This is a genomic window from Pontibacter cellulosilyticus (assembly GCF_014306105.1).
GTDB classification, from domain to species: Bacteria; Bacteroidota; Bacteroidia; order Cytophagales; family Hymenobacteraceae; genus Pontibacter; species Pontibacter cellulosilyticus.
Genome location: NZ_JACRVF010000006.1, coordinates 105,188 through 124,221, shown reverse-complemented (window position 1 = coordinate 124,221; position 19,034 = coordinate 105,188). Strand labels below are relative to the sequence as shown.

At 45.5% G+C, this 19,034-nt stretch carries 16 protein-coding genes; 11 read left to right on the top strand and 5 right to left on the bottom strand.

The annotated features are described in order from the left end of the window. Positions 1-617 precede the first annotated feature (617 nt). The 4 genes from H8S84_RS18195 to H8S84_RS18180 all read left to right on the top strand — a co-directional run bounded on the left by H8S84_RS18195 (position 618) and on the right by H8S84_RS18180 (position 9,001). Positions 618-3,887, top strand: a complete 3,270-nt coding sequence (locus H8S84_RS18195) for a SusC/RagA family TonB-linked outer membrane protein (RefSeq protein WP_187068814.1) — start codon at positions 618-620, stop codon at positions 3,885-3,887. A gap of 20 nt (positions 3,888-3,907) precedes the next feature. After that, positions 3,908-5,359 carry a SusD/RagB family nutrient-binding outer membrane lipoprotein gene (locus H8S84_RS18190; protein WP_187068813.1) on the top strand — a complete coding sequence of 484 codons (1,452 nt, stop codon included), beginning with the start codon at positions 3,908-3,910 and terminating at the stop codon, positions 5,357-5,359. A 243-nt stretch (positions 5,360-5,602) separates the two neighbouring features. Continuing rightward, the gene (locus tag H8S84_RS18185; RefSeq protein WP_187068812.1) at positions 5,603-7,960 is read left to right on the top strand and encodes a TonB-dependent receptor; all 2,358 of its coding nucleotides are present in this window, start codon (positions 5,603-5,605) and stop codon (positions 7,958-7,960) included. A 6-nt stretch (positions 7,961-7,966) separates the two neighbouring features. After that, positions 7,967-9,001, top strand: coding sequence for a DUF4249 domain-containing protein (locus tag H8S84_RS18180; RefSeq protein WP_187068811.1), 1,035 nt, complete (start codon positions 7,967-7,969; stop codon positions 8,999-9,001). A gap of 7 nt (positions 9,002-9,008) precedes the next feature. Here the strand turns inward: H8S84_RS18180 and H8S84_RS18175 are convergent, their stop codons facing one another. The 5 genes from H8S84_RS18175 to H8S84_RS18155 form a co-directional block, all read right to left on the bottom strand. Beyond that, entirely contained in the window at positions 9,009-9,725 is a 717-nt protein-coding gene (locus H8S84_RS18175; RefSeq protein WP_187068810.1) for an SAM-dependent methyltransferase, read from the bottom strand. Between the two features lie 199 nt (positions 9,726-9,924). Beyond that, positions 9,925-10,695, bottom strand: a complete 771-nt coding sequence (locus tag H8S84_RS18170) for an alpha/beta fold hydrolase (RefSeq protein ID WP_187068809.1) — start codon at positions 10,693-10,695, stop codon at positions 9,925-9,927. A 22-nt stretch (positions 10,696-10,717) separates the two neighbouring features. Then, a complete protein-coding gene (gene selD / locus H8S84_RS18165) occupies positions 10,718-11,770 on the bottom strand; it encodes a selenide, water dikinase SelD (RefSeq protein ID WP_187068808.1) in 1,053 nt (350 codons plus the stop codon). A gap of 4 nt (positions 11,771-11,774) precedes the next feature. Further along, positions 11,775-12,800, bottom strand: a complete 1,026-nt coding sequence (mnmH, locus tag H8S84_RS18160) for a tRNA 2-selenouridine(34) synthase MnmH (RefSeq protein ID WP_317175456.1) — start codon at positions 12,798-12,800, stop codon at positions 11,775-11,777. Positions 12,801-12,802: 2 nt separating this feature from the next. Next, on the bottom strand, positions 12,803-13,516 hold the full coding sequence (locus H8S84_RS18155; protein WP_187068806.1) for a pyridoxine 5'-phosphate synthase: 714 nt from the start codon (positions 13,514-13,516) through the stop codon (positions 12,803-12,805). Between the two features lie 177 nt (positions 13,517-13,693). Here H8S84_RS18155 and H8S84_RS18150 point away from each other — a divergent pair, with 177 nt between their 5' ends. The 7 genes from H8S84_RS18150 to H8S84_RS18120 all read left to right on the top strand — a co-directional run bounded on the left by H8S84_RS18150 (position 13,694) and on the right by H8S84_RS18120 (position 19,027). Then, a complete protein-coding gene (locus H8S84_RS18150) occupies positions 13,694-14,155 on the top strand; it encodes a GatB/YqeY domain-containing protein (RefSeq protein WP_187068805.1) in 462 nt (153 codons plus the stop codon). Positions 14,156-14,254: 99 nt separating this feature from the next. After that, a complete protein-coding gene (locus H8S84_RS18145) occupies positions 14,255-14,767 on the top strand; it encodes a nuclear transport factor 2 family protein (RefSeq protein ID WP_187068804.1) in 513 nt (170 codons plus the stop codon). Positions 14,768-14,869: 102 nt separating this feature from the next. Then, entirely contained in the window at positions 14,870-15,388 is a 519-nt protein-coding gene (locus H8S84_RS18140) for a CvpA family protein (RefSeq protein WP_187068803.1), read from the top strand. A 178-nt stretch (positions 15,389-15,566) separates the two neighbouring features. Next, positions 15,567-16,136 (top strand): anthranilate synthase component II, encoded by a 570-nt coding sequence (locus tag H8S84_RS18135; protein WP_187068802.1) that lies wholly within the window; start codon positions 15,567-15,569, stop codon positions 16,134-16,136. A gap of 49 nt (positions 16,137-16,185) precedes the next feature. Further along, on the top strand, positions 16,186-16,962 hold the full coding sequence (locus tag H8S84_RS18130; protein ID WP_187068801.1) for an alpha/beta fold hydrolase: 777 nt from the start codon (positions 16,186-16,188) through the stop codon (positions 16,960-16,962). Continuing rightward, positions 16,959-17,624, top strand: a complete 666-nt coding sequence (locus H8S84_RS18125) for a CBS domain-containing protein (RefSeq protein WP_187068800.1) — start codon at positions 16,959-16,961, stop codon at positions 17,622-17,624. The genes H8S84_RS18130 and H8S84_RS18125 overlap by 4 nt, the downstream gene beginning before the upstream one ends. Before the next feature lie 11 nt (positions 17,625-17,635). Further along, positions 17,636-19,027, top strand: coding sequence for a BamA/TamA family outer membrane protein (locus H8S84_RS18120; RefSeq protein WP_187068799.1), 1,392 nt, complete (start codon positions 17,636-17,638; stop codon positions 19,025-19,027). Positions 19,028-19,034: the final 7 nt, after the last annotated feature.

Below are 19,034 nucleotides of genomic sequence, written 5' to 3'. Positions count from 1 at the left end.
CGGTGGCTTTTCTTTTTGCTCATAAAAAAGCCCCAGCTATACTTTGGCATGGGTTTATTAAGTGGGTTTTAGAGAGGCAACATCTAAAAAATACTGGCTACACCAGCATAGAATCATAACTGTTTTATTGCCTTCCTCATGAACTACGACCTTGTTAGCTGCCGAAGCATTAAGATATAAAAGTACAAAAATAATAGAATGGCATATTTTTATTTGTTATAACATTGAATTTTTTTATATTGAGAGATTATCTCACTTTAAACAAACAAATATGCAAAAAACCTTACTCAATCCTTCCGCAGAATTCCTCTAGTAATCCTGCCGCGGCATGCCGGTAGAACCTATATTGTCGCCACATTAATTTCTATGTTACTGCTTGATTAGCAAGGCTTTTTAAAGTTTAGACTTTAAGGTGCCAATGCTTTCTATTGCCTGTCCCCAAGCATTTGATAGTGTGCGTACATGTACACTACAGGTATTGTTTTGCCATAAAAGTACCTGAATAGCCTGGCTGATCAAGCTGTAGACAGAAGTAAAACAACATCCTTGCGCCTTGTCTGGCGCAAGGGGTGGAATCTCTTTTTCTATAGTTAAAATCACATTTAACAAAAAACAAAATGAGGAGAATATTATTGTTGAGTTTCTTGCTGCTCACTGCTATGGTAAATCAGGTGGTTGCGCAGGTAAGAACAATCACCGGTAAGGTGACGGATGCAACATCAAATCAACCATTGCCAGGCGTAACAGTATTGGCAAAGGGTACTTCAGTGGGTACAGCTACAAGCGCTGATGGTACTTATACTATAAGTGTACCGAGCGAGAGCAACACGCTTATATTTAGGTTTGTAGGCTATAAAACAATTGAAAGAGCACTTGGCACAGCCTCTACTGTAAATGTGCAGTTGCCGCTTGACCAGCAGCAGTTAGATGAGGTTGTGGTAACTGCCTTGGGCTTTAAAGAAGACAAGGATAAGCAAGGTGCTGCCACTAGCCAAGTTTCTGGTTCTAAGATTGCGCAGTCTGGTGAAACAAGTGCTGTAACTGGTCTTTCTGGTAAGGCTTCTGGTGTACAGATTACCCGTTCTTCCGGTGACCCTGGTGCAGGTGCTTATATTCAGATTCGTGGTCAAAGTACAATCACGAGTTCTGTGCAGCCACTAATCATTATTGATGGTATACCTGTAAGTAACAGCAACATCGGTTCTGGTGTTGGAGGCGTAGTTCAGCAGTCGCGTTTAAATGATATCAACCCAAATGATATAGCTTCTGTACAAATTCTTAAAGGTGCGTCTGCTGCGGCACTATGGGGCTCCCGTGCTGCTAACGGTGTGATGGTGATAACCACTAAAAGTGGTTCGTCTGCCAACGGTAAAATCAACATCAGCTATGGTTTAACTTACTCATTAGACCAGATCAGCTACACACACGATTTGCAGGAAATCTATGGGCAAGGATTTGGAGGAAAGTATAGCCCAACTTCAGCCTTCTCATACGGAGATAAGATATCTGAAAGAGCAGGAGGCGCAGATGAGGTAAATACTTCGGGCCAGAAGTTTGTAGCACAGGACGGCACTGAATACTATCCGATTGTAACAAAGAACAACCGCGAGACATTTAACGACTCAAACTTCGACGCTATTTTTCAGAACGGACATTTTCTGGAGAATAACCTAAGCTTTAGCGGTGGTGATGCAGATGGAAACTTTTTCCTGAGCTTATCTAACTTAGACCAGGAAGGTATCATCAGAAACAACAGTGACTACAACAGAACAACGGCTCGCTTGAATGCGGAGAAAAGGCTTGCTAGTACTGTAAGTGCTAAAGCAAATATCACTTATTCCAAAATAGGTTCTAATCGTATCCAGCAGGGTTCTAACACATCAGGTTTATACCTTGGCTTTTTGCGTAATGCCCCTGATTTTGATATCAGAGATTATAAGGGTACATATTTTAATAGCGCGGGAGATGCCTTTTTAGGAAGACAACGCTCTTACAGAAGATATTTAGGCAACACAGCCAGCCCAATCTATAATAACCCACTTTGGACGGTTAATGACCAGCGCAATACCTCTGATGTGAATCGTTTTATTGGTTCATTTGAGCTTAGCTATGAACCGCTAACATGGTTAAATTTTATAGCACGTGGTGGTGTAGATAACTATACCGATCAGCGCTTAACATTCTTCCCGGTTAACTCTGCTGAGAATGGCGGAAACGGATCAGGTACAGAGCAGACAATCGGTGAAACACAGTTGAATGGAGACTTTATTGCCCGTGCAAATAAGTCATTTGGTGAGCAATTTACAGGCTCTTTTCTGGTAGGCTTAAACCTAAATCAGCGTACTTTTAATAGCATTGGTGCTACGTACCGCAACTTTATTCTAAATCAGCGAATCAGTGATTTTGCAAACGCTACAAACTCAGATACTGAGCCGTTCGATTCTGAATCAACTATTCGCACTTCTGCGGGGTATGCTACAGCTACTTTCGGATTTAAAGACCTGCTTTACCTTAATGCTTCAGGTAGATTAGAAAATGCATCTACATTTGGTTCTGAGGCGCAAAGCGTGTTCTTCTATCCATCAGCTGATATTGCGTTCCAGTTCAGTGATTTAGCTCCTTTTGCTAGCAGCAACATACTGAGCTTTGGTAAGCTTCGTGCAGGTTACGGTGAAGTAGGTGTGCAGCCTGGCCCATATGTAACAACAAACGACTGGGTGCCTGCATTCTTTAGTGAAAGCTGGGGTCCTGGTTTAGATGCCGGTGCCTATACAGGTGCATTTGTTAGGGATAACATACAAGGTAATGCAGGCCTTAAGCCAGAGCGAAAAAAAGAATTTGAGGTTGGTACAGACTTACGTTTCTTTGATAATCGCCTGTCATTGAACGCGACATACTATACTAATGAAACAGTTGACGCAATCTTTAACTTGCCAGTACCAGCATCGTCTGGCTTTACCTTTAAAACTGCTAACGCAGCAACACTTGAAAACAAAGGTATAGAACTGGAGTTTGATGGAGCTATTATTCGCAACAACGACTTTAGCTGGAACATCGGCGGTAACTGGACCAGAAACAGAAATAAAGTAACCGATTTGCAAGGTGTGGAGTCTTTGTTCCTGGCAGGTTTCACAGGTGTATCTTCAAGAGCGGTTGAAGGCCAGCCTGTAGGTGTACTTTGGGGCGGCAGATGGGAGCGCAAAGAAGATGGCAGCCTGGCTTTAGATGACTTTGGCTTCCCGATGAACGCACAGACAGAAGGTGTGATCGGAGATCCTAATCCAGACTGGAGAGGCGGCTTGAATACAAGGCTTGCCTATAAAGGACTAAGCTTATATACATTATTCGAATTCTCTAGTGGCGGCGATATATGGGCTGGTACAGAAGGTGTGTTACGCTACTTTGGCACGTCGGAGTATACAGCTGTTGAAACTACACTTTCTGCACAGGAGGCTGCTAACACTTTCCTTTACAGTGGCAAAACTGTAGCAGAGGCTTATACTCCAAACGCAGATGGTTCTTATACTTTCCGTGGAAGAGTTGACAACTTCGGTGGCAACAACGTGGCCCTTGACCAGTCATGGTACACTTCACTAGGTGGTGGCTTTGGTCCTAACGGTGAGCAGTTCATTCAGGATGCTAGCTGGACTCGAATCAGAGAGATGACTTTATCTTACACGCTAAACAGCGACTGGTTTAAGAACGCTACCAAACTTCGTTCAGTTGAGCTGTCTCTGACAGGTAGAAACCTTGCTATTTGGTCTAAAGAATTCAAAGGCGTAGACCCTGAAACCAATCTTACTGGTACAGGTAACGGCCGTGGTCTGGAGTACTTCAACAACCCTGGTACCCGCTCATACTTGGCTTCTATCAGATTTAATTTCTAATCCCACTAACTTGACTGTATATGAAAAAGATATTTAGATATATAACCATCTTCTCGCTGGCTGTGTCTGTAATGGGATGCGAAGGTTTTATAGAGGGTTTTGAAGAGGATCCGAATAACCCAAGCGGTGAGTCTGTTGACGTAAACAACATGATTCAGGGAGTGATGTTGGGTAATGCGCTTTTGCATGAGGGTGAAATGGCTCGACTTGCAGGTATGTGGACTGATCAGTTCTCTGGTGTTGACAGGCAATATATCAACCTTGATCAATACCTGGTAACTGCCGGTGACTTCGACAGCCCATGGTCAACAATTTACTATGCGTCTATCACACAGGCCCGCCTGGCACAGGAGAAGGCTGAAAATGAATTGAATCCTAAAGTATTAGGCGTAGCACAAATACTGGAGGCACATGCTGCTGGTACTGCTGCGTCACTTTTTGGGGATGTTCCTTTCTCTGAGGTAACTAAAGTAGAAAGCCCTAAATTCGACCCGCAGTTAGAGGTTTATGCTAATGTGCAGAAATTATTAGATGATGCCATCGCAAATCTGAAACTTGGAAAGGGTATACTTAAAGCCGAGAAGGATATTTATTTTAGTGGTAAGGCTCTGAACTGGATTAATGTAGCCTATACCTTAAAGGCTCGGTACTACATGCACGTAGGCGACTATGCTAAAGCAGAAACTGCTGCCATGCTTGGAATACCATCTCCAGCAGGAAACATGATTACACCTCACGATGATGCTTATTATAATGTAAACGTGTATTACTCGTTTGGGCAGCTTGAGCGTGAAGGCTATATGACAGCAGAGGGAGCTTTTGCACCACGTATTCTTGACCCTGCTCAGGCAAATGTTTTTGCGAAAAACCGAAATAACGCTAAAACAGATGAGGTTGGTCGTTTCAAGTATCACTACAAAGGTAATTTGGGTACTTACGACTTGAACTATTCTGGCGCATTCGGTTACGATGAAGATTTTCCGCTTGTAACTTATGCAGAAACACAGCTGATATTGGCTGAGGCTCGTGCAAGGCAGGATAATCTTACAGGTGCTCTTGGGGCGTTAAACGAACGCAGAGATGCGTTGAATGAAATATACGGAAGAGATGCGATACCAGCCGTTCCTGCAACTCCAACCACCCCTGAGGTTCCTGAAGTGCCTGAATACGTACCGTACAAGGAACTATTGCTTACTGATTTTGCAGTTGGAGGAGTTGAGAACACTGCTGGCTTATCTGTGAAAGATGCTCTTTTAAATGAGATACTGGAGGAGCGTTACGTGACATTTATCGGTAACATCGAAGCCTTTAACGATGCCAGAAGAACGGACAACCGTATAGGAATTCCGATCAAAGGCACAGCGAGTGAACTGCCACAGCGCTTCCTTTACCCTCAAAGTGAAGTTAATGCTAACCCAAATGTGCCGAATCCACTTCCGGGTTTGTTCGAGGCAACTGCGGTTAATAAATAGGTAGTAATCTCCGCTCTGATAAAGTGAAAAATTGATTAATAAAGTAGATAGATAAGAATACTAGGTAGTAGTCTTCTTCATTGGGCAAAAGCCACCGGTTTCCGGTGGCTTTTCTTTTTTTCAGTACTGCTATGAGACGATCAGAAGGTGCGAATTATAGGCACGTTTGAATAACAGCGGGTGTATAAATTGGAGTTTAGACATTATTTAATAGTTTTAAATTCATATATAAACTATACCTAAATGCTACAAAAAGTTTGTAAAGCCATACTTCTGTTGTTATTACTATTTCAGAATGTTGTGGCTCAGCAACCTGAGAAAAAGCTTTATAAACTGTCGGGTGTAATAACAGATGCAACTGGCGAGAGGCTGAGTGAGGCGTTTGTTTTTATATCGCCGGGAGAAGTTGGAGTGTTGACCAATAAACAGGGCAGATTTAGTGTAAAGCTGGAAAAAGGCACTTATGAGGTAGTTTGCCAGTACATAGGAATGGCACCTCTGAGAGAAACTGTTATACTAGACAATAATAAAGAAGTCGTCCTTACGCTGGGGCAGCAAAACGTAAGCCTCAGACAGGTCGAGATCACGACAAACTCAATCATTGATTTAAACTCTGTGCGCATGGGCAGCAGCCACATGGATCAGAAGCTGCTGACACGTATGCCCAAGCTGATGGGAGAGGCAGATGTGCTGAAGGCTGTTTCGGCGCTGCCGGGTGTAGTAAATGCCGGCGGGGGTACATCAGGTTTTTTTGTTCGCGGCGGTAGTGCAGATCAGAACCTGGTGCTGATGGACGGAGCCCCTTTGTTTAACGCCACCCACCTGTTTGGTTTCTTTTCTGTTTATAATTCGGATGTACTAAAAAGCTTCGATTTGCACCGAAGCGGCATATCTGCAACATATGGCGGAAGGATATCATCTATACTGGACGTGAAAATGCAGGATGGTAACACGGAGAAAATGAAGTATGAGGTGGGCTTAACACCTGTCACAGCTAAGCTAAGTATGGACGGGCCGATCTCTGATAAGGCTACAGTGCTAGTAGCTCTCAGAGGAGCATACCCCGACTATCTGCTAAACCTCTTCCCAAGTGAGAATATCAAAAATAGCTCAGGCTTTTTTTATGATGGTAACCTGAAGCTAAAGTATAAGCTAAGTGAAAAGGATAATGTCAGCTTCTCGGGTTATCGCAGTGCCGACGGTTTTAAGTTTCCTTATGATACAACCTACCACTGGACCAATACGCTTGGCTCTTTGAGGTGGAATCACCTCTTCAGCGACAGTTTTGTTGGTTCAGCTACTCTTGTGAAAAGCATCTATAAAAATACTGTAGCAGGCCTTGCCATCGGCGAGGAATTCAAGCTCAACTCTGGCATAGACCTTTCGCAGGCTAAAATTCATTTCGGCTTTTTTGGTTTGAAAAACCATTCGGTTGATTTTGGAGGCGAAGTATCATACTATGAAATACAGCCCGGTGAGCTGGTGCCCTCCGGAACATCTAATCTAAATCCGCGCACGCTGATGCACGACAAAGGGTATGAAAGCGCCCTTTACTTAAACGACGAGGTAAAGCTTAACGAAAAGCTCTCTTTTTCATTAGGGGTAAGGTATGCCAGATTCTCCAAAATAGGTCCGTCGGACATCTATATTTACGCAGAGGGTAAACCCAGAGACGATAGAAGTATAACGGATACCCTGCATGTTGGCGCAGGCAACGTGGTGCAGACATATCAGGGCTTGGAGCCACGTGCTTCCTTTAAGTACTCTTTAAGTAATAACGCCTCACTAAAAGCCGGACTTAGCAGAACACGGCAGTTTATTCAGCTCATCTCCAACACGGCCGCCATCACTCCGGTGGACATCTGGAAATTGTCTGACAGGTACATAAAACCACAAGTGTCGGACCAAGTGTCTGTAGGCTATTTTTACCTGCAACCTGACAACGTGTATGAGCTAAGCTGGGAAGTATACTATAAGAGACTCTACAACCAGATAGACTATAAAGATGGCGCTGTACTGTTGCTGAATCCTGCGTTGGATGCAGACCTGCTGTTTGGCGATGGCTATGCATACGGTTCTGAGTGGCTTCTCAAAAAGAACCAGGGCAGGCTTACTGGCTGGTTAAGTGCAACGTACTCACGATCGCTAAGGAAGATAGAAGGGGAAACTGAGGAAGAAACAATTAATGAAGGAAAGCCTTACCCTTCTAACTATGATAAACCTGTAAACCTGAACATTTTTGCTAACTACCAGGCCTGGCCTAAGTGGACAGTTTCGGCAAACTTTACTTACACTACAGGCAGGCCGATAACGGCAGCTGACTCTTGGTACAGATATCACGACCAGGTTTTTGCAAACTATGTAGGCCGTAACCAGCAACGCATGCCAGACTACCACAGGCTTGATGTGGCGTTCAATCATGAACCCATTATTAAAAAGAATGCGGTGTATGAGTGGGGAATCTCCGTCTATAATCTTTATAGCCGAAAGAATGCCTACTCCACTTTATACCAGCACTATTATGGAGCGCCTCCAGGCGCATTTAAATTATCCATTATAGGCGTGCCGATCCCATCTGTAAACGTTAATGTTAAATTTTAACCCAACATGCTGAGACAAATATTTCTGATGGCGCTTTTGCTTCTGATGATAGGGTGCATAGACCCTATTAATTTGAAGAACGATGAGCAGAAAAGCCATCTGGTGGTAGAGAGTACTTTTACAAATGACCCTGAGCATAACTACGTTCGCCTAACATACTCGCTGCCTTACACTGAGAAGTACAGAAAGTATGAAAAAGAAGCAGGTGTATCGGTGCATAGCGATAAAGGAGAGGTTTATGCGTTTGCCTATGATGCTGCTACAAACAATTACTACCCGATAGCAGGTGCTGCTGCATTTGGTACACCGGGACATAAGTATATACTTAGAATTCAAGTTGGTGAAAATGTGTATCAATCGGGATGGATAACCATGAAGCAGCCTGTGCCAATAGATACAGTACATTTTGAAATTGATGAGCAATTATTTGCCTTTAAGGGAGATCGGCAAAAAGAACAGTATACTGGCTATCGTGTGCTGGTAGACTATCAGGACCCGGCAGAGGAGCAGAACTTTCTGAGGTGGTCTTTTTTTACAGAGTTTGAGGTGGCCACACAACCATGGGATTATGTAGATGAAAGAGGCGTTGCAAGACCAAAGAACTGCTGTGCAAAATGTCTTTTAACCGAGAAGCTTGACAGGTTTAAAGTAATAGATGACCGCCTAACAAATGGCAAGTATATCATAAATCAGGAAGTGCTGTTTATGCCTTTTCACCGCTACCTTGGAGTAAAGAACAAGCTGAAGGTGTTCCAGTATTCTGTTACAGAGGAGGTCTATGAGTTTTACCGGATTATGGAGCAGCAGAAGGAGGCTACCGGGACCGTTTTTGATCCACCTCCGGCAAGAGTTACCGGAAATGTGTCTAACATTAACAACAAAGATGAGCAGGTAATCGGCTTCTTTGATGTTGCGTCGGTTGTAACCAAGCAGGTTACGATACTGCGCAATGACATTGATCATAGGTTTCTGCCTTACAAGTACCCGGACGATTGCCGGGTGTTGCCAAATGCAACCAGCAGAATTCCTGAGGATTGGTAAGGTAGCACTATCTGTAAATCAGAAAAACAGCAGGCTGCTTATGAATATCCGGCAGCTTACCTTTCCATTGCTGTATCGTTTTGGTCTGGATAAACTCGTGCTCAGGAGATGTGATGTTGGCAGCAATGCAGAGTTTGGTTTCCGGGTGAAGGGTGCTGAGCAGATCCTCTAGAAGTTTGTTATTGCGGTAAGGCGTTTCCATGAAAATCTGTGTTTGGTTACGCTGCTGCATTTCCTTCTCCAGCTGGCGCAGTGCTTGTAACCGTGGCCCTTTTTCTATGGGTAAATAACCGTGAAAAGCAAACTGCTGCCCGTTAAAGCCACTGGCCATTAAGCTAAGAAGAATAGCTGAGGGGCCGGCAAAGGGCACTACTTTTATACTTTTCTGGTGGGCATACTTTACCACTTCTGCACCTGGGTCTGCTATGCCCGGGCAGCCTGCTTCTGAAATAATTCCGGCATTCATTCCTTTTTCCAGCAAAGGTTTAAGAGAGGCTTGTACTTGTGCGGGTGTGGCATCTTTATCAACCTGCACAAAGTGTAGCTGCTCTATTACCAGTTCTGGGCAAATACTTTTTACATAGCGGCGGGCAGTGCGTAGATTTTCCACAATAAAGTAGGTCAGATGCTGCACCGTGTCTTTTACCTGCGGCGAAATAACCTGGTCTTGAGTATTCTCAGCCAGTATGGTTGGTATTAAGTATAAAGTGCCGGTCTTTTTCATAGTGGCAAAGGTAGGATTTAATTGTTGGCTTGCTGAATTGTTAATATATGAGTAAAAGAAAACTGCCACGGCTATGGTGGCGGTGGCAGTTTATACTTTGTCAGAATCAGGATTTACAAGATTAAGAAATATGAGCAGTTATAACCTATAACTCTATACTTTCTAAGGTAATCCTAATTAATCTCTTTAGTCACCAGTCTTAGTCAGTATCTAAGAATCTTGTAACCAAGTCGTATACTTCGTCGGGAGCTTCGGCGTGTACCCAGTGGCCGGCATTTGGTATGGTTTCTACCTCTACCATGGTAAACAGGTGCTCTATGCTACCATAGATATCTTCCTGCTTGATATAGCCAGACCTGCCGCCTTTTATGAACAGCGCGTGCTTTTTAAAAGGCACGTCTGCGGTAATGGCTGCTGCTATATGCTCGTAGTTTTTCTCAAGGGCATCCAGGTTCATGCGCCAGCCAAAGGTGTTGTCTTCTTTGCGGTACAGGTTCTTCATTAAAAACAAGCGTACATCTTCCTGATTTATACTTTTGGCTAGCTGCTGGTCTATCTCGCCACGGCTGGTTGCCTGGCTAAGATCCACCGACTGCAGCGCATCAATTATCTCGTCGTGGTGCGGTGGATAAGCTTTAGGAGCAATATCAACTACAATCAATTTGGTGAGGCGCGTTGGATACTTTAGCGCATATTTCATGGCTACTTTTCCACCCATGGAGTGGCCCATAATGGCAGGTGTTGCAATCTGCAGTTCGTCTACCAATCGCAGCACATCGTCGGCCATGGCGTCGTAGTTATGCTCTTCGTTGTGCGGTGAGCGGCCGTGGTTGCGCAGATCTACCAGAAACACGTTGTAATGCTCTGCTAATCGCTTGGCCAAGGTTGCCCAGTTATCTAATGTGCCAAACAAACCGTGCAGGATAAGCAGCGGCTGGCCGTGGCCCACTTCTTTATAGTGTAGTTTCATGTATACTTTGAATGATCAATGGTTATAGTACCTCAATTAAGGATGTTGAGTTGCTACGTTCCTTCAACACTCCAAGTGGCGCCAGTTGCAGATTATACTTTTGGAATAATTGCAGCACCTCCTCACGGCCAGAAGGATCAACGGCTACTAACAAACCGCCACTGGTTTGCGGGTCGCAGAGCAGGTGTTTCTGGTCTGGAGAGAGGTCTGCTATTTTGTGGCCATAGCTATCGAAGTTACGGTGTGTGCCGCCGGGTATGGCTTTTTGTGCCAGGTATTCCAGGGCCTCCGGCAGCACAGGTACTTTATCAAAGTATACTTCCGCACTTAGGTTACTGCCCTCGCACATCTCCGAAAGGTGGCCTAGTAAACCAAAGCCGGTTACATCGGTCATGGCTTTCACCTGCGGCAGTTGGCCTAGTTCTGCGCCAATCTTGTTCAGCTGCATCATCTGGTTTGGTGCCAGTTGGGCGTGCTCTGGTTTAAGTATGGCTTTTTTCTGGGCGGTGGTAAGTATGCCAACACCTAGTGGTTTGGTTAAGTATAATTCACAACCGGCGGTGGCGGTATCATTGCGTTTCAGGTTGGGGGTGTCGAGCATACCAGTTACAGCTAGTCCGAAAATAGGCTCGGGGCTGTCGATGCTGTGGCCACCTGCCAGTGGTATGCCTGCTTCGTGACAAATGCTACGGCTACCTTCAATTACCAGCTTGGCTACTTCTGGTGCAAGTTTGTCTACAGGCCAGCCCAACACGGCAATAGCCATCATGGGTGTGCCTCCCATAGCGTATACATCCGAAATAGCGTTAGCCGAGGCTATCCTGCCAAAGTCGTAAGCGTCATCCACGATAGGCATAAAGAAGTCGGTGGTGCTGATCACGGCGCGGTTGTTTCCGATGTCGTACACAGCAGCATCGTCGCGGGAGCTGTTGCCTACCAGCAGGCGCTTTTCTTCGGGGTAAACTATATCGGAGTGCAGGATTGCATCGAGCACTTTGGGAGATATTTTGCAGCCGCAGCCAGCGCCGTGGCTGTACTGGGTAAGTTTTATAGGTTGTGTGGATGTCTCTTCCATAGCATTAAATCAGTTGATGTTGTTTAGCAAAGGCCAGCACTTTGGCTGCGTTCTCTTCGGGGTTTATACTTTGTAGCTCCAGCTGCAGCACGTGCTGCTTTTTGGCCAGCTCAAATGTATAGGCTTTGTCGTAATAGGAGAGGGCAATTTCTACCATCTTCTCCATATCGCCGGTCTCGATGGCTTCCAGTGCCTCTTTGGTTGCCAGTCCGCCCAAGCGTTTCTTTATTTTAAGTATGGCTGTAGTAAGTATAGCTTTATCGGTGCGGCAATATTCTTCAGCCAGTTTTTGCACGCGCAGCTTTTGCGGCACCTGCAGTACAATTACAGGCGACTGCTGCATCTGGTCAAAAAGCGGCTTTGGCATCTGGGCCCGTCCTATACTTATACTTTCGTCTTCCAGCCAGATGGGTTTGGTGCTGTCAAGTTTAAGGAGCTCGGTGCCCAGTAGGTTTTCGAAATGCTCTGTACTTGGTTGCGCTGCCATGCCTATACTTCCGAAGGCTGAGCCTTTGTGGCTGGCGAGGCCTTCGAGGTCTATTACCTGCTGGTGCTGTTCTGGTAAGTAGGGCAGCAGGTCCGTTTTGCCGCTGCCGGTAAAGCCACTAAGTATAAGTAGCTTGTAGGGCCTTTCGAACTGTTGATGGATGTACTGCCTGTACGCTTTGTAGCCGCCCTGCAACAGGTATACTTTAAACCCGGAAAAATCGAGTAGCCAGGCCATGGCACCGCTGCGCATACCACCGCGCCAGCAATGCACGAGTACTTCTTTTTCCGGTGCCAGTTTATTAGCCTGCTTTACAAACTCAGACATCTTCGGGCCGAAGAGGTCCAGCCCGATCAGCACTGCCGGATCGTGACCTTGTTGCTTGTAGGCAGTACCAACCGTAGCGCGTTCCTCATCCGAAAAAATAGGAAAACTCTGCGCCACTGGTATGCGTCCTACTGCATATTCTTTGGGCGCACGGGCATCCAGCACAGGAAGCTTATCAGATAGCTTCAGAAATTCTTCTATAGTTATACTTTGCACCACTACTTAAGCTGGCGAAGGTACTGCTGGATGGTATTCTCCAGGCCAAAGTATAAAGCGTCGCAAATAAGGGCGTGACCAATGCTAACCTCCAGCAAGCCCGGCAGGGTGTCGTGCAGGTACTTCAAGTTATCCAGATCCAAGTCGTGGCCGGCGTTCAGGCCAATGCCAAACTCCTGCGCTCTTTTGGCAGCAGCAAGGTATGGCGCAATGGCCTGCTCCCGGTTATCGTGGTAATGTTTGGCGTAGGCTTCGGTGTAAAGTTCTACCCTGTCTGTTCCCACTAGTTTGGCGCCTTCTATCATGCGTTCGTTAGGGTCAACAAAGATGGAGGTGCGGATACCCAGTTCCTTCAACTCTCCAATCACATCTGTCAGAAAGCCTTCGTGTTTTTGTGTGTCCCAGCCGGCGTTGGAGGTAATAGCATCTGGAGCATCAGGTACTAGAGTAGCTTGCTCAGGACGCACTTCTTTTACCAGTTTCAGGAAGTCGGGCGTAGGGTTGCCTTCAATGTTAAATTCTGTTGTAACCACCTCCTTCAAATCGTACACATCCTGATAACGGATATGGCGTTCATCGGGGCGCGGGTGTACCGTTATGCCCTGGGCTCCGAAGCGCTCGCAGTCTTTTGCTGCCTGCACTACGTTTGGCCGGTCGCCGCCGCGCGCGTTACGAAGGGTAGCTATTTTGTTTATATTTACACTCAGTTTGGTCATGATACAAGTTTTGCAGCCTTATCCGGTTCTTTCTCGTCTTACAAGTATGGAATGACTAAATTAATGGAAATTTGGTTAAGATGTTAGCCTATACTCTTTACCCGATTCCCGTATAAGCAACACACCAGCATTTTTATAGCAGATTCTCAACAGTATAAGTATAAACACACATAAACTATGTCATTAAAAGATCGAGTTAACGCCGACATAAAAGAAGCTATGTTAGCTAAAGATAAAGCCCGCCTGCAGGCACTTAGAAGTATAAAGTCACTTATTTTGCTTGCCGAAACAGAGAAAGGCGGCACCGAGGGCATTAGCCAGGACACCGAAATGAAGCTGTTGACCAAAGCTGCCAAGCAACGCCGCGAGTCGGCAGAATTGTATGCCAAGCAAGGCAGAACCGACCTTGAGGAAATTGAGCTAACAGAGCTACACGTAATAGAAGAGTATCTGCCGAAGCAACTAGATGAAGGTGACCTCCGCATTCGCTTGTTAGAAATTATCCAGCGAGTGGGCGCTACAGGCCCATCAGATTTGGGCAAAGTAATGGGTGTTGCCTCTAGAGAGTTGGCAGGCCAAGCCGATGGCCGTGCTATATCTACTGCGGTAGGTGATCTGCTTAACAACACCGATTTTTAATCTAAAAGTATAATCTATTGATTTATAGCTGTCAGTAGTGTTAAATGTTTGCGATTATGCTTACCTTAATCTGTCAAACACTTAACACTACTGATACCTATGAAAAAGATTTTACTGTGGGTGCTGCTTGCCCTGCTTACAGTGCCAGCCATCGCTCAAATCCAAGCCGACCAGGATAAGCAACAGATTCAGGCGGTTGTAGAAACCTTCCGCAAAAGCATCATCAACAAAGATGGCGAAAGCTTTCGTCAACTATTTCTCTATGACTCCATCCCCTGGATCGGCATCACAGACGATAAGTCGATGGCATTTGTAAAGAAGTATTACCCCGATAAAAAGGCCCTGGACCCATCATCTTACAAAGACTTTATGAAGTTTTTTACCTCTACTAAAAGCAAAGTAGAGGAGAAGTTCTATCATGTGGAAGTGGTAAACGATCCGCTCATCGCCTCTGTAACCTTTGACTACAGTTTGTGGGTAGACGACAAGCCTCAAAACTGGGGAAAGGAATCTTGGGAATTGATAAAGGTAGACGGCAAATGGAAAATATTCTTCGTTTCTTATTCTGGCTACCTTGCCCAGGTTACGCCAGTACCAGACAACTTAAAGTGAAATAATTTTTACGGCTTTTGCTGCTAATTATCTAAATTAGATGCCGCAGTGCTGCAAGTGTAAATTGCAGGGCTGCGGCATTTAACTTTATACTTTACACCCTTGAGTACGTTTGATTTTTTTCTGGCGCTGCCCATACTTTGGGGGGCGTTTCAGGGTTTCCGGAAAGGACTGTTGTTAGAACTAGTGTCGCTGGTAGCATTGGTGCTGGCTATACTTGGCGGCTTAAAATTATTGGATACGGCCCTGCCTGTAATGGAAGGTGTTATCGGCGATGCCCATGGTTTATTGCCCTATGTAACTTTTCTGGTAGTGTTTGTAGGAATCATCCTGCTTATACACCTGGGTGGCATCCTGCTTAAAAAAGTGATCGATTTCACTCCTTTCGGTCTGTTCGATAATGTGCTCGGAAGTATACTTGGTGCGCTTAAGTGGTGCGTGGCGCTAAGCCTGCTCCTTTATGTTTCTGATATGGCCGGCATTAGCATCTCAAAAGACACTGCCGATGCCTCTATGGTTTACCCCGTAGTGTTAAAAACCACGCCTTATGCTTTGGATATTCTGAGCTATGTACTGCCATTTGTAAAGGCACTGATTACTTCGCTAAAGCAGCACTTTTAAAAGTTAGAAAGTTAGAGGGTTTGGGAGATAGAGAGTTAATAAGTTATAAATTAAGTGCAGGAGTAAGCTTCTGAACAGAAGCCCCCATTCTCACTAATGATATAAACTCTAGATTTTCATAAAAAGACCTTCAAAGTATAACTCCTAAACTTTCTAACTCTTAAACTCTCAAACTCAAATGCTTTTGCTGCTCGATAATTTTGACTCTTTTACTTATAACCTGGTAGATTATTTTGGGCAGGCAGGAGTAGAGGCGAAGGTAGTGCGGAACGATGTGCCGCTGGAGGAGATAAAACAGCTGCCAGTAACAGCGGTAGTGCTGTCGCCGGGGCCGGGTACGCCAAAGCAGGCGGGTAGCTTAATGGATGTGATCCATCATTACCATGAAAAGGTGCCAATGCTGGGCATTTGCCTAGGGCACCAGGCGCTGGGTGAGTTTTTCGGGGCAAAGCTGGAGAAAGGTATCAAACCCATGCATGGCAAGGTGTCTGAAATTATCTGTGAAAGCGATCCTCTTTTTGCAGGGATACCCACAACAACAGAGATAGTTAGGTACCACTCGCTGGTGCTGCGCCACACCCCGGAAAGTATACATCCGCTGGCCCATACTGCCGAAGGCGAACTGATGGCATTTAAACATAAAACGCTGCCCCTTTACGCCTTGCAGTTTCACCCGGAGGCTGCCTTAACGACTTATGGTTTGCAGATGCTCAAAAATTGGGTTAGTATTGTTAATATTGCAGATTAAATAACCGTACTGGCATAGAATTACGTTTCTGGTACAAAGTATAGATTACATGAATTTACAGATTAAACAAGAAGCCGGATTTAAGTATATCGACGAAGGAAGTGGAGAAGTAATGGTGTTGCTGCACGGCTTGTTTGGTGCGCTTAGCAACTGGCACGGTGTAGTAGATCATTTCTCTAAGCAGTACCGTGTGGTTATTCCGCTGATGCCTATATACGAGATGTCGTTGCACAAGGCAGGTGTGCCGGGGCTGGTGTCGTTTGTAGAGGATTTTGTAAAGCACATGAACCTGAACAACATGACCATACTGGGTAACTCCTTAGGTGGGCATGTAGCGTTGGTTTATACTTTGAACAACCCCAACAAAGTAAAGCGCCTGGTATTAACTGGCAGCTCGGGCTTGTTTGAAGACTCTATGGGCGGTTCGTTCCCGAAACGCGGCAATTACGACTATGTGAAAGAGCGTGTAGAGTATACTTTCTACAGCCCGGAAACAGCTACGAAAGAGCTGGTGGACGAGGTATTTGATATCACCAACAGCAACGCCAAATGTTTGCGCATTATCGCCATTGCCAAGTCTGCCCAGCGACATAATATGGCCAAGGATATCACAAACATAAAGGTGCCAACGTTGTTAATATGGGGACTGAACGATACGATTACCCCGCCAATGGTAGCACATGAGTTTAACAGATTAATACCTAACTCAGAGTTATACTTTATCGATAAGTGCGGTCATGCTCCCATGATGGAACATCCAGAGAAGTTTAACAGTATCTTAGATAAATTCTTAGCCAAAACACCCTTAACCGCCACCACTACATGATCGCAGAAGAACTCATCAACCAAATGATTCCGCCGCTAAAGCTTTACGACTCTGTGGAGAAGGCTTTGCGATGGATGGATGAGTTCCGTGTAAATGAGTTGCCGGTGGTAAGCAACCGCAAGTATAAAGGGCTGGCAACCGAGCTCACGCTTGTAGAGCTTCCTGAGCGTAGCAAGCAGTTAAAAGAGTTGGGACTGGAGTATCAGGATGTGTTCGTGATGCACAACCAGCACTTTTACGATGTAATGGAAGCGGCCATCAAAAATAAAATCCAGGTAGTGCCTGTGCTAGACGAAGACCACGACTACATGGGCATCATCACCATTAACGATACCTTGGCGGCTTTCGGGCAAATGTCGGCGCTGCAGGGGCAGGGCAGTATACTGGTGCTGTCGATGCCGGAACGTGACTATTCCCTAAGCCAGATCAGCCGCCTGATAGAAGAGGAGAACACCAAGATCCTGAGCGCCTATGTGTCGCCGGATGAGATGGACCCCTACAAAATAAAGCTCACGCTCAAGCTAAATACCACCGACCTAACACGAATCATCGCCACGCTGGAGCGTTTCGAGTACCGCATAACTGCCCAGTTTAATGATACCTCTGATAATGACCTGGGCCGTGATAGGTTAGACATGCTGTTTAAGTACCTGGATATATAAGCTGCGCGTAGATGAGGCTGCGTGCGTTAATCCTTATACTTTGCCTGTACTTTTCTGCTACTGCGGCTGCAGCCATGCCCTGCGATACTCCCGTTTTAGTTGTACAATGTATAAACTTATCTGGTAACGAGACAACTAAAGACCAAGTAATGCTCATGGAGCTATCATTTGCTCCCGGCGATACCATCGCCACTGCTGAACTGGAAAGTGTACTCGAAGAAAACCGCAGAAGGCTTTTTAACCTGCGCCTTTTCCACTACGTGAACACATCTTATACTTGTGCCGATGGAAAAGTACAGGTGACTTATGATGTGCAGGAGCGTTTTTACCTGTACCCTATTCCTATACTTGATTTTGCTGAGCGTAACTTTAATGCCTGGCTGGAAAGAAAAGACTGGAGCCGGATAGACTATGGACTAAGTTTAGTACGCCGTAACTTCCGGGGCCGTAACGAGGATGTGCGCCTGCGTGTGCAACGGGGGTTTAATAAACGTTTGGAGCTGTCTTACCGCGTGCCATACATTATCCGCAAGTATAATCTGGGTGCCGAGTTCGCCGTTGCAGATTACAGAAGCCGCACCACCAGTTATACTAACCTAAATAATAGACAACGGTTTATAGAGCAGCAGGACGAACTACCCATCCAAAGAACGTCTGCGGCGGCGGGTATCATACACCGGCAAAGCGTGCAGCGGCAGCAGGGGATAAGATTGTCGTATCACAACGAACAGATTTCAGATTCTGTGTCGCGGCTTAACCCAGATTACTACCGCAGGGCTTTGCAGGAACGGCAGTACATGCGCTTAGAACTTTATAAGGTAGTAAATCTGCGAAACAACTTTGTATATCCTACCACAGGCAGCTATTTTGAGGCAGGAGTCGCGCAGACCTTTTTTATGCAGGACTCAGGCGATCCGTTTACCACGGCAAGGGCAAAGTACGCACAGTACGCCAAGCTCTCTGATAAGCTGTTTTACATGGTGGGGGCAGAGGGCCAGTTAAGGTTGGCCGGAAAGCATGCTTTTGCCGACAACATTGCACTCGGGTACAGATCTTATGTAAGAGGCTATGAACTGTACATTGTAGGGGGGCAGCATTATGGTTTGTTTAAGCAGGGGCTAACACGGCAGGTGTTAGATATTAAAAGTATAAAGCTTAAATTTATAGATAACCCGAAGTTTAATAATATACCTTTGTCGGTGTTTCTGAACGCTTTTACAGATGCCGGATACGTGGTGGATGATGTGTTTGAGGAAGGCAATCCGCTTACTAACTACTTTATGGCGGGAGGTGGACTTGGGCTGCATGTTGTTACCTTTTACGACATGGTGCTGCGTCTGGAGTACACTGTAAACCGCGAAGGAAATAGAGGTTTATACTTTAGCACCCGCATACCTTTTTAAACTTATA

Excerpts from the sequence above, each read along its gene's own strand:
- H8S84_RS18155 (WP_187068806.1), bottom strand. The coding sequence starts at position 13,516 with ATGACCAAACTGAGTGTAAATATAAACAAAATAGCTACCCTTCGTAAC.
- H8S84_RS18135 (WP_187068802.1), top strand. The coding sequence starts at position 15,567 with ATGCTTTTGCTGCTCGATAATTTTGACTCTTTTACTTATAACCTGGTA.
- H8S84_RS18185 (WP_187068812.1), top strand. The coding sequence starts at position 5,603 with ATGCTACAAAAAGTTTGTAAAGCCATACTTCTGTTGTTATTACTATTT.
- H8S84_RS18120 (WP_187068799.1), top strand. The coding sequence starts at position 17,636 with ATGAGGCTGCGTGCGTTAATCCTTATACTTTGCCTGTACTTTTCTGCT.
- H8S84_RS18130 (WP_187068801.1), top strand. The coding sequence starts at position 16,186 with ATGAATTTACAGATTAAACAAGAAGCCGGATTTAAGTATATCGACGAA.
- H8S84_RS18150 (WP_187068805.1), top strand. The coding sequence starts at position 13,694 with ATGTCATTAAAAGATCGAGTTAACGCCGACATAAAAGAAGCTATGTTA.
- H8S84_RS18145 (WP_187068804.1), top strand. The coding sequence starts at position 14,255 with ATGAAAAAGATTTTACTGTGGGTGCTGCTTGCCCTGCTTACAGTGCCA.
- H8S84_RS18195 (WP_187068814.1), top strand. The coding sequence starts at position 618 with ATGAGGAGAATATTATTGTTGAGTTTCTTGCTGCTCACTGCTATGGTA.
- H8S84_RS18175 (WP_187068810.1), bottom strand. The coding sequence starts at position 9,725 with ATGAAAAAGACCGGCACTTTATACTTAATACCAACCATACTGGCTGAG.
- H8S84_RS18180 (WP_187068811.1), top strand. The coding sequence starts at position 7,967 with ATGCTGAGACAAATATTTCTGATGGCGCTTTTGCTTCTGATGATAGGG.
- H8S84_RS18125 (WP_187068800.1), top strand. The coding sequence starts at position 16,959 with ATGATCGCAGAAGAACTCATCAACCAAATGATTCCGCCGCTAAAGCTT.
- H8S84_RS18170 (WP_187068809.1), bottom strand. The coding sequence starts at position 10,695 with ATGAAACTACACTATAAAGAAGTGGGCCACGGCCAGCCGCTGCTTATC.
- selD (WP_187068808.1), bottom strand. The coding sequence starts at position 11,770 with ATGGAAGAGACATCCACACAACCTATAAAACTTACCCAGTACAGCCAC.
- H8S84_RS18190 (WP_187068813.1), top strand. The coding sequence starts at position 3,908 with ATGAAAAAGATATTTAGATATATAACCATCTTCTCGCTGGCTGTGTCT.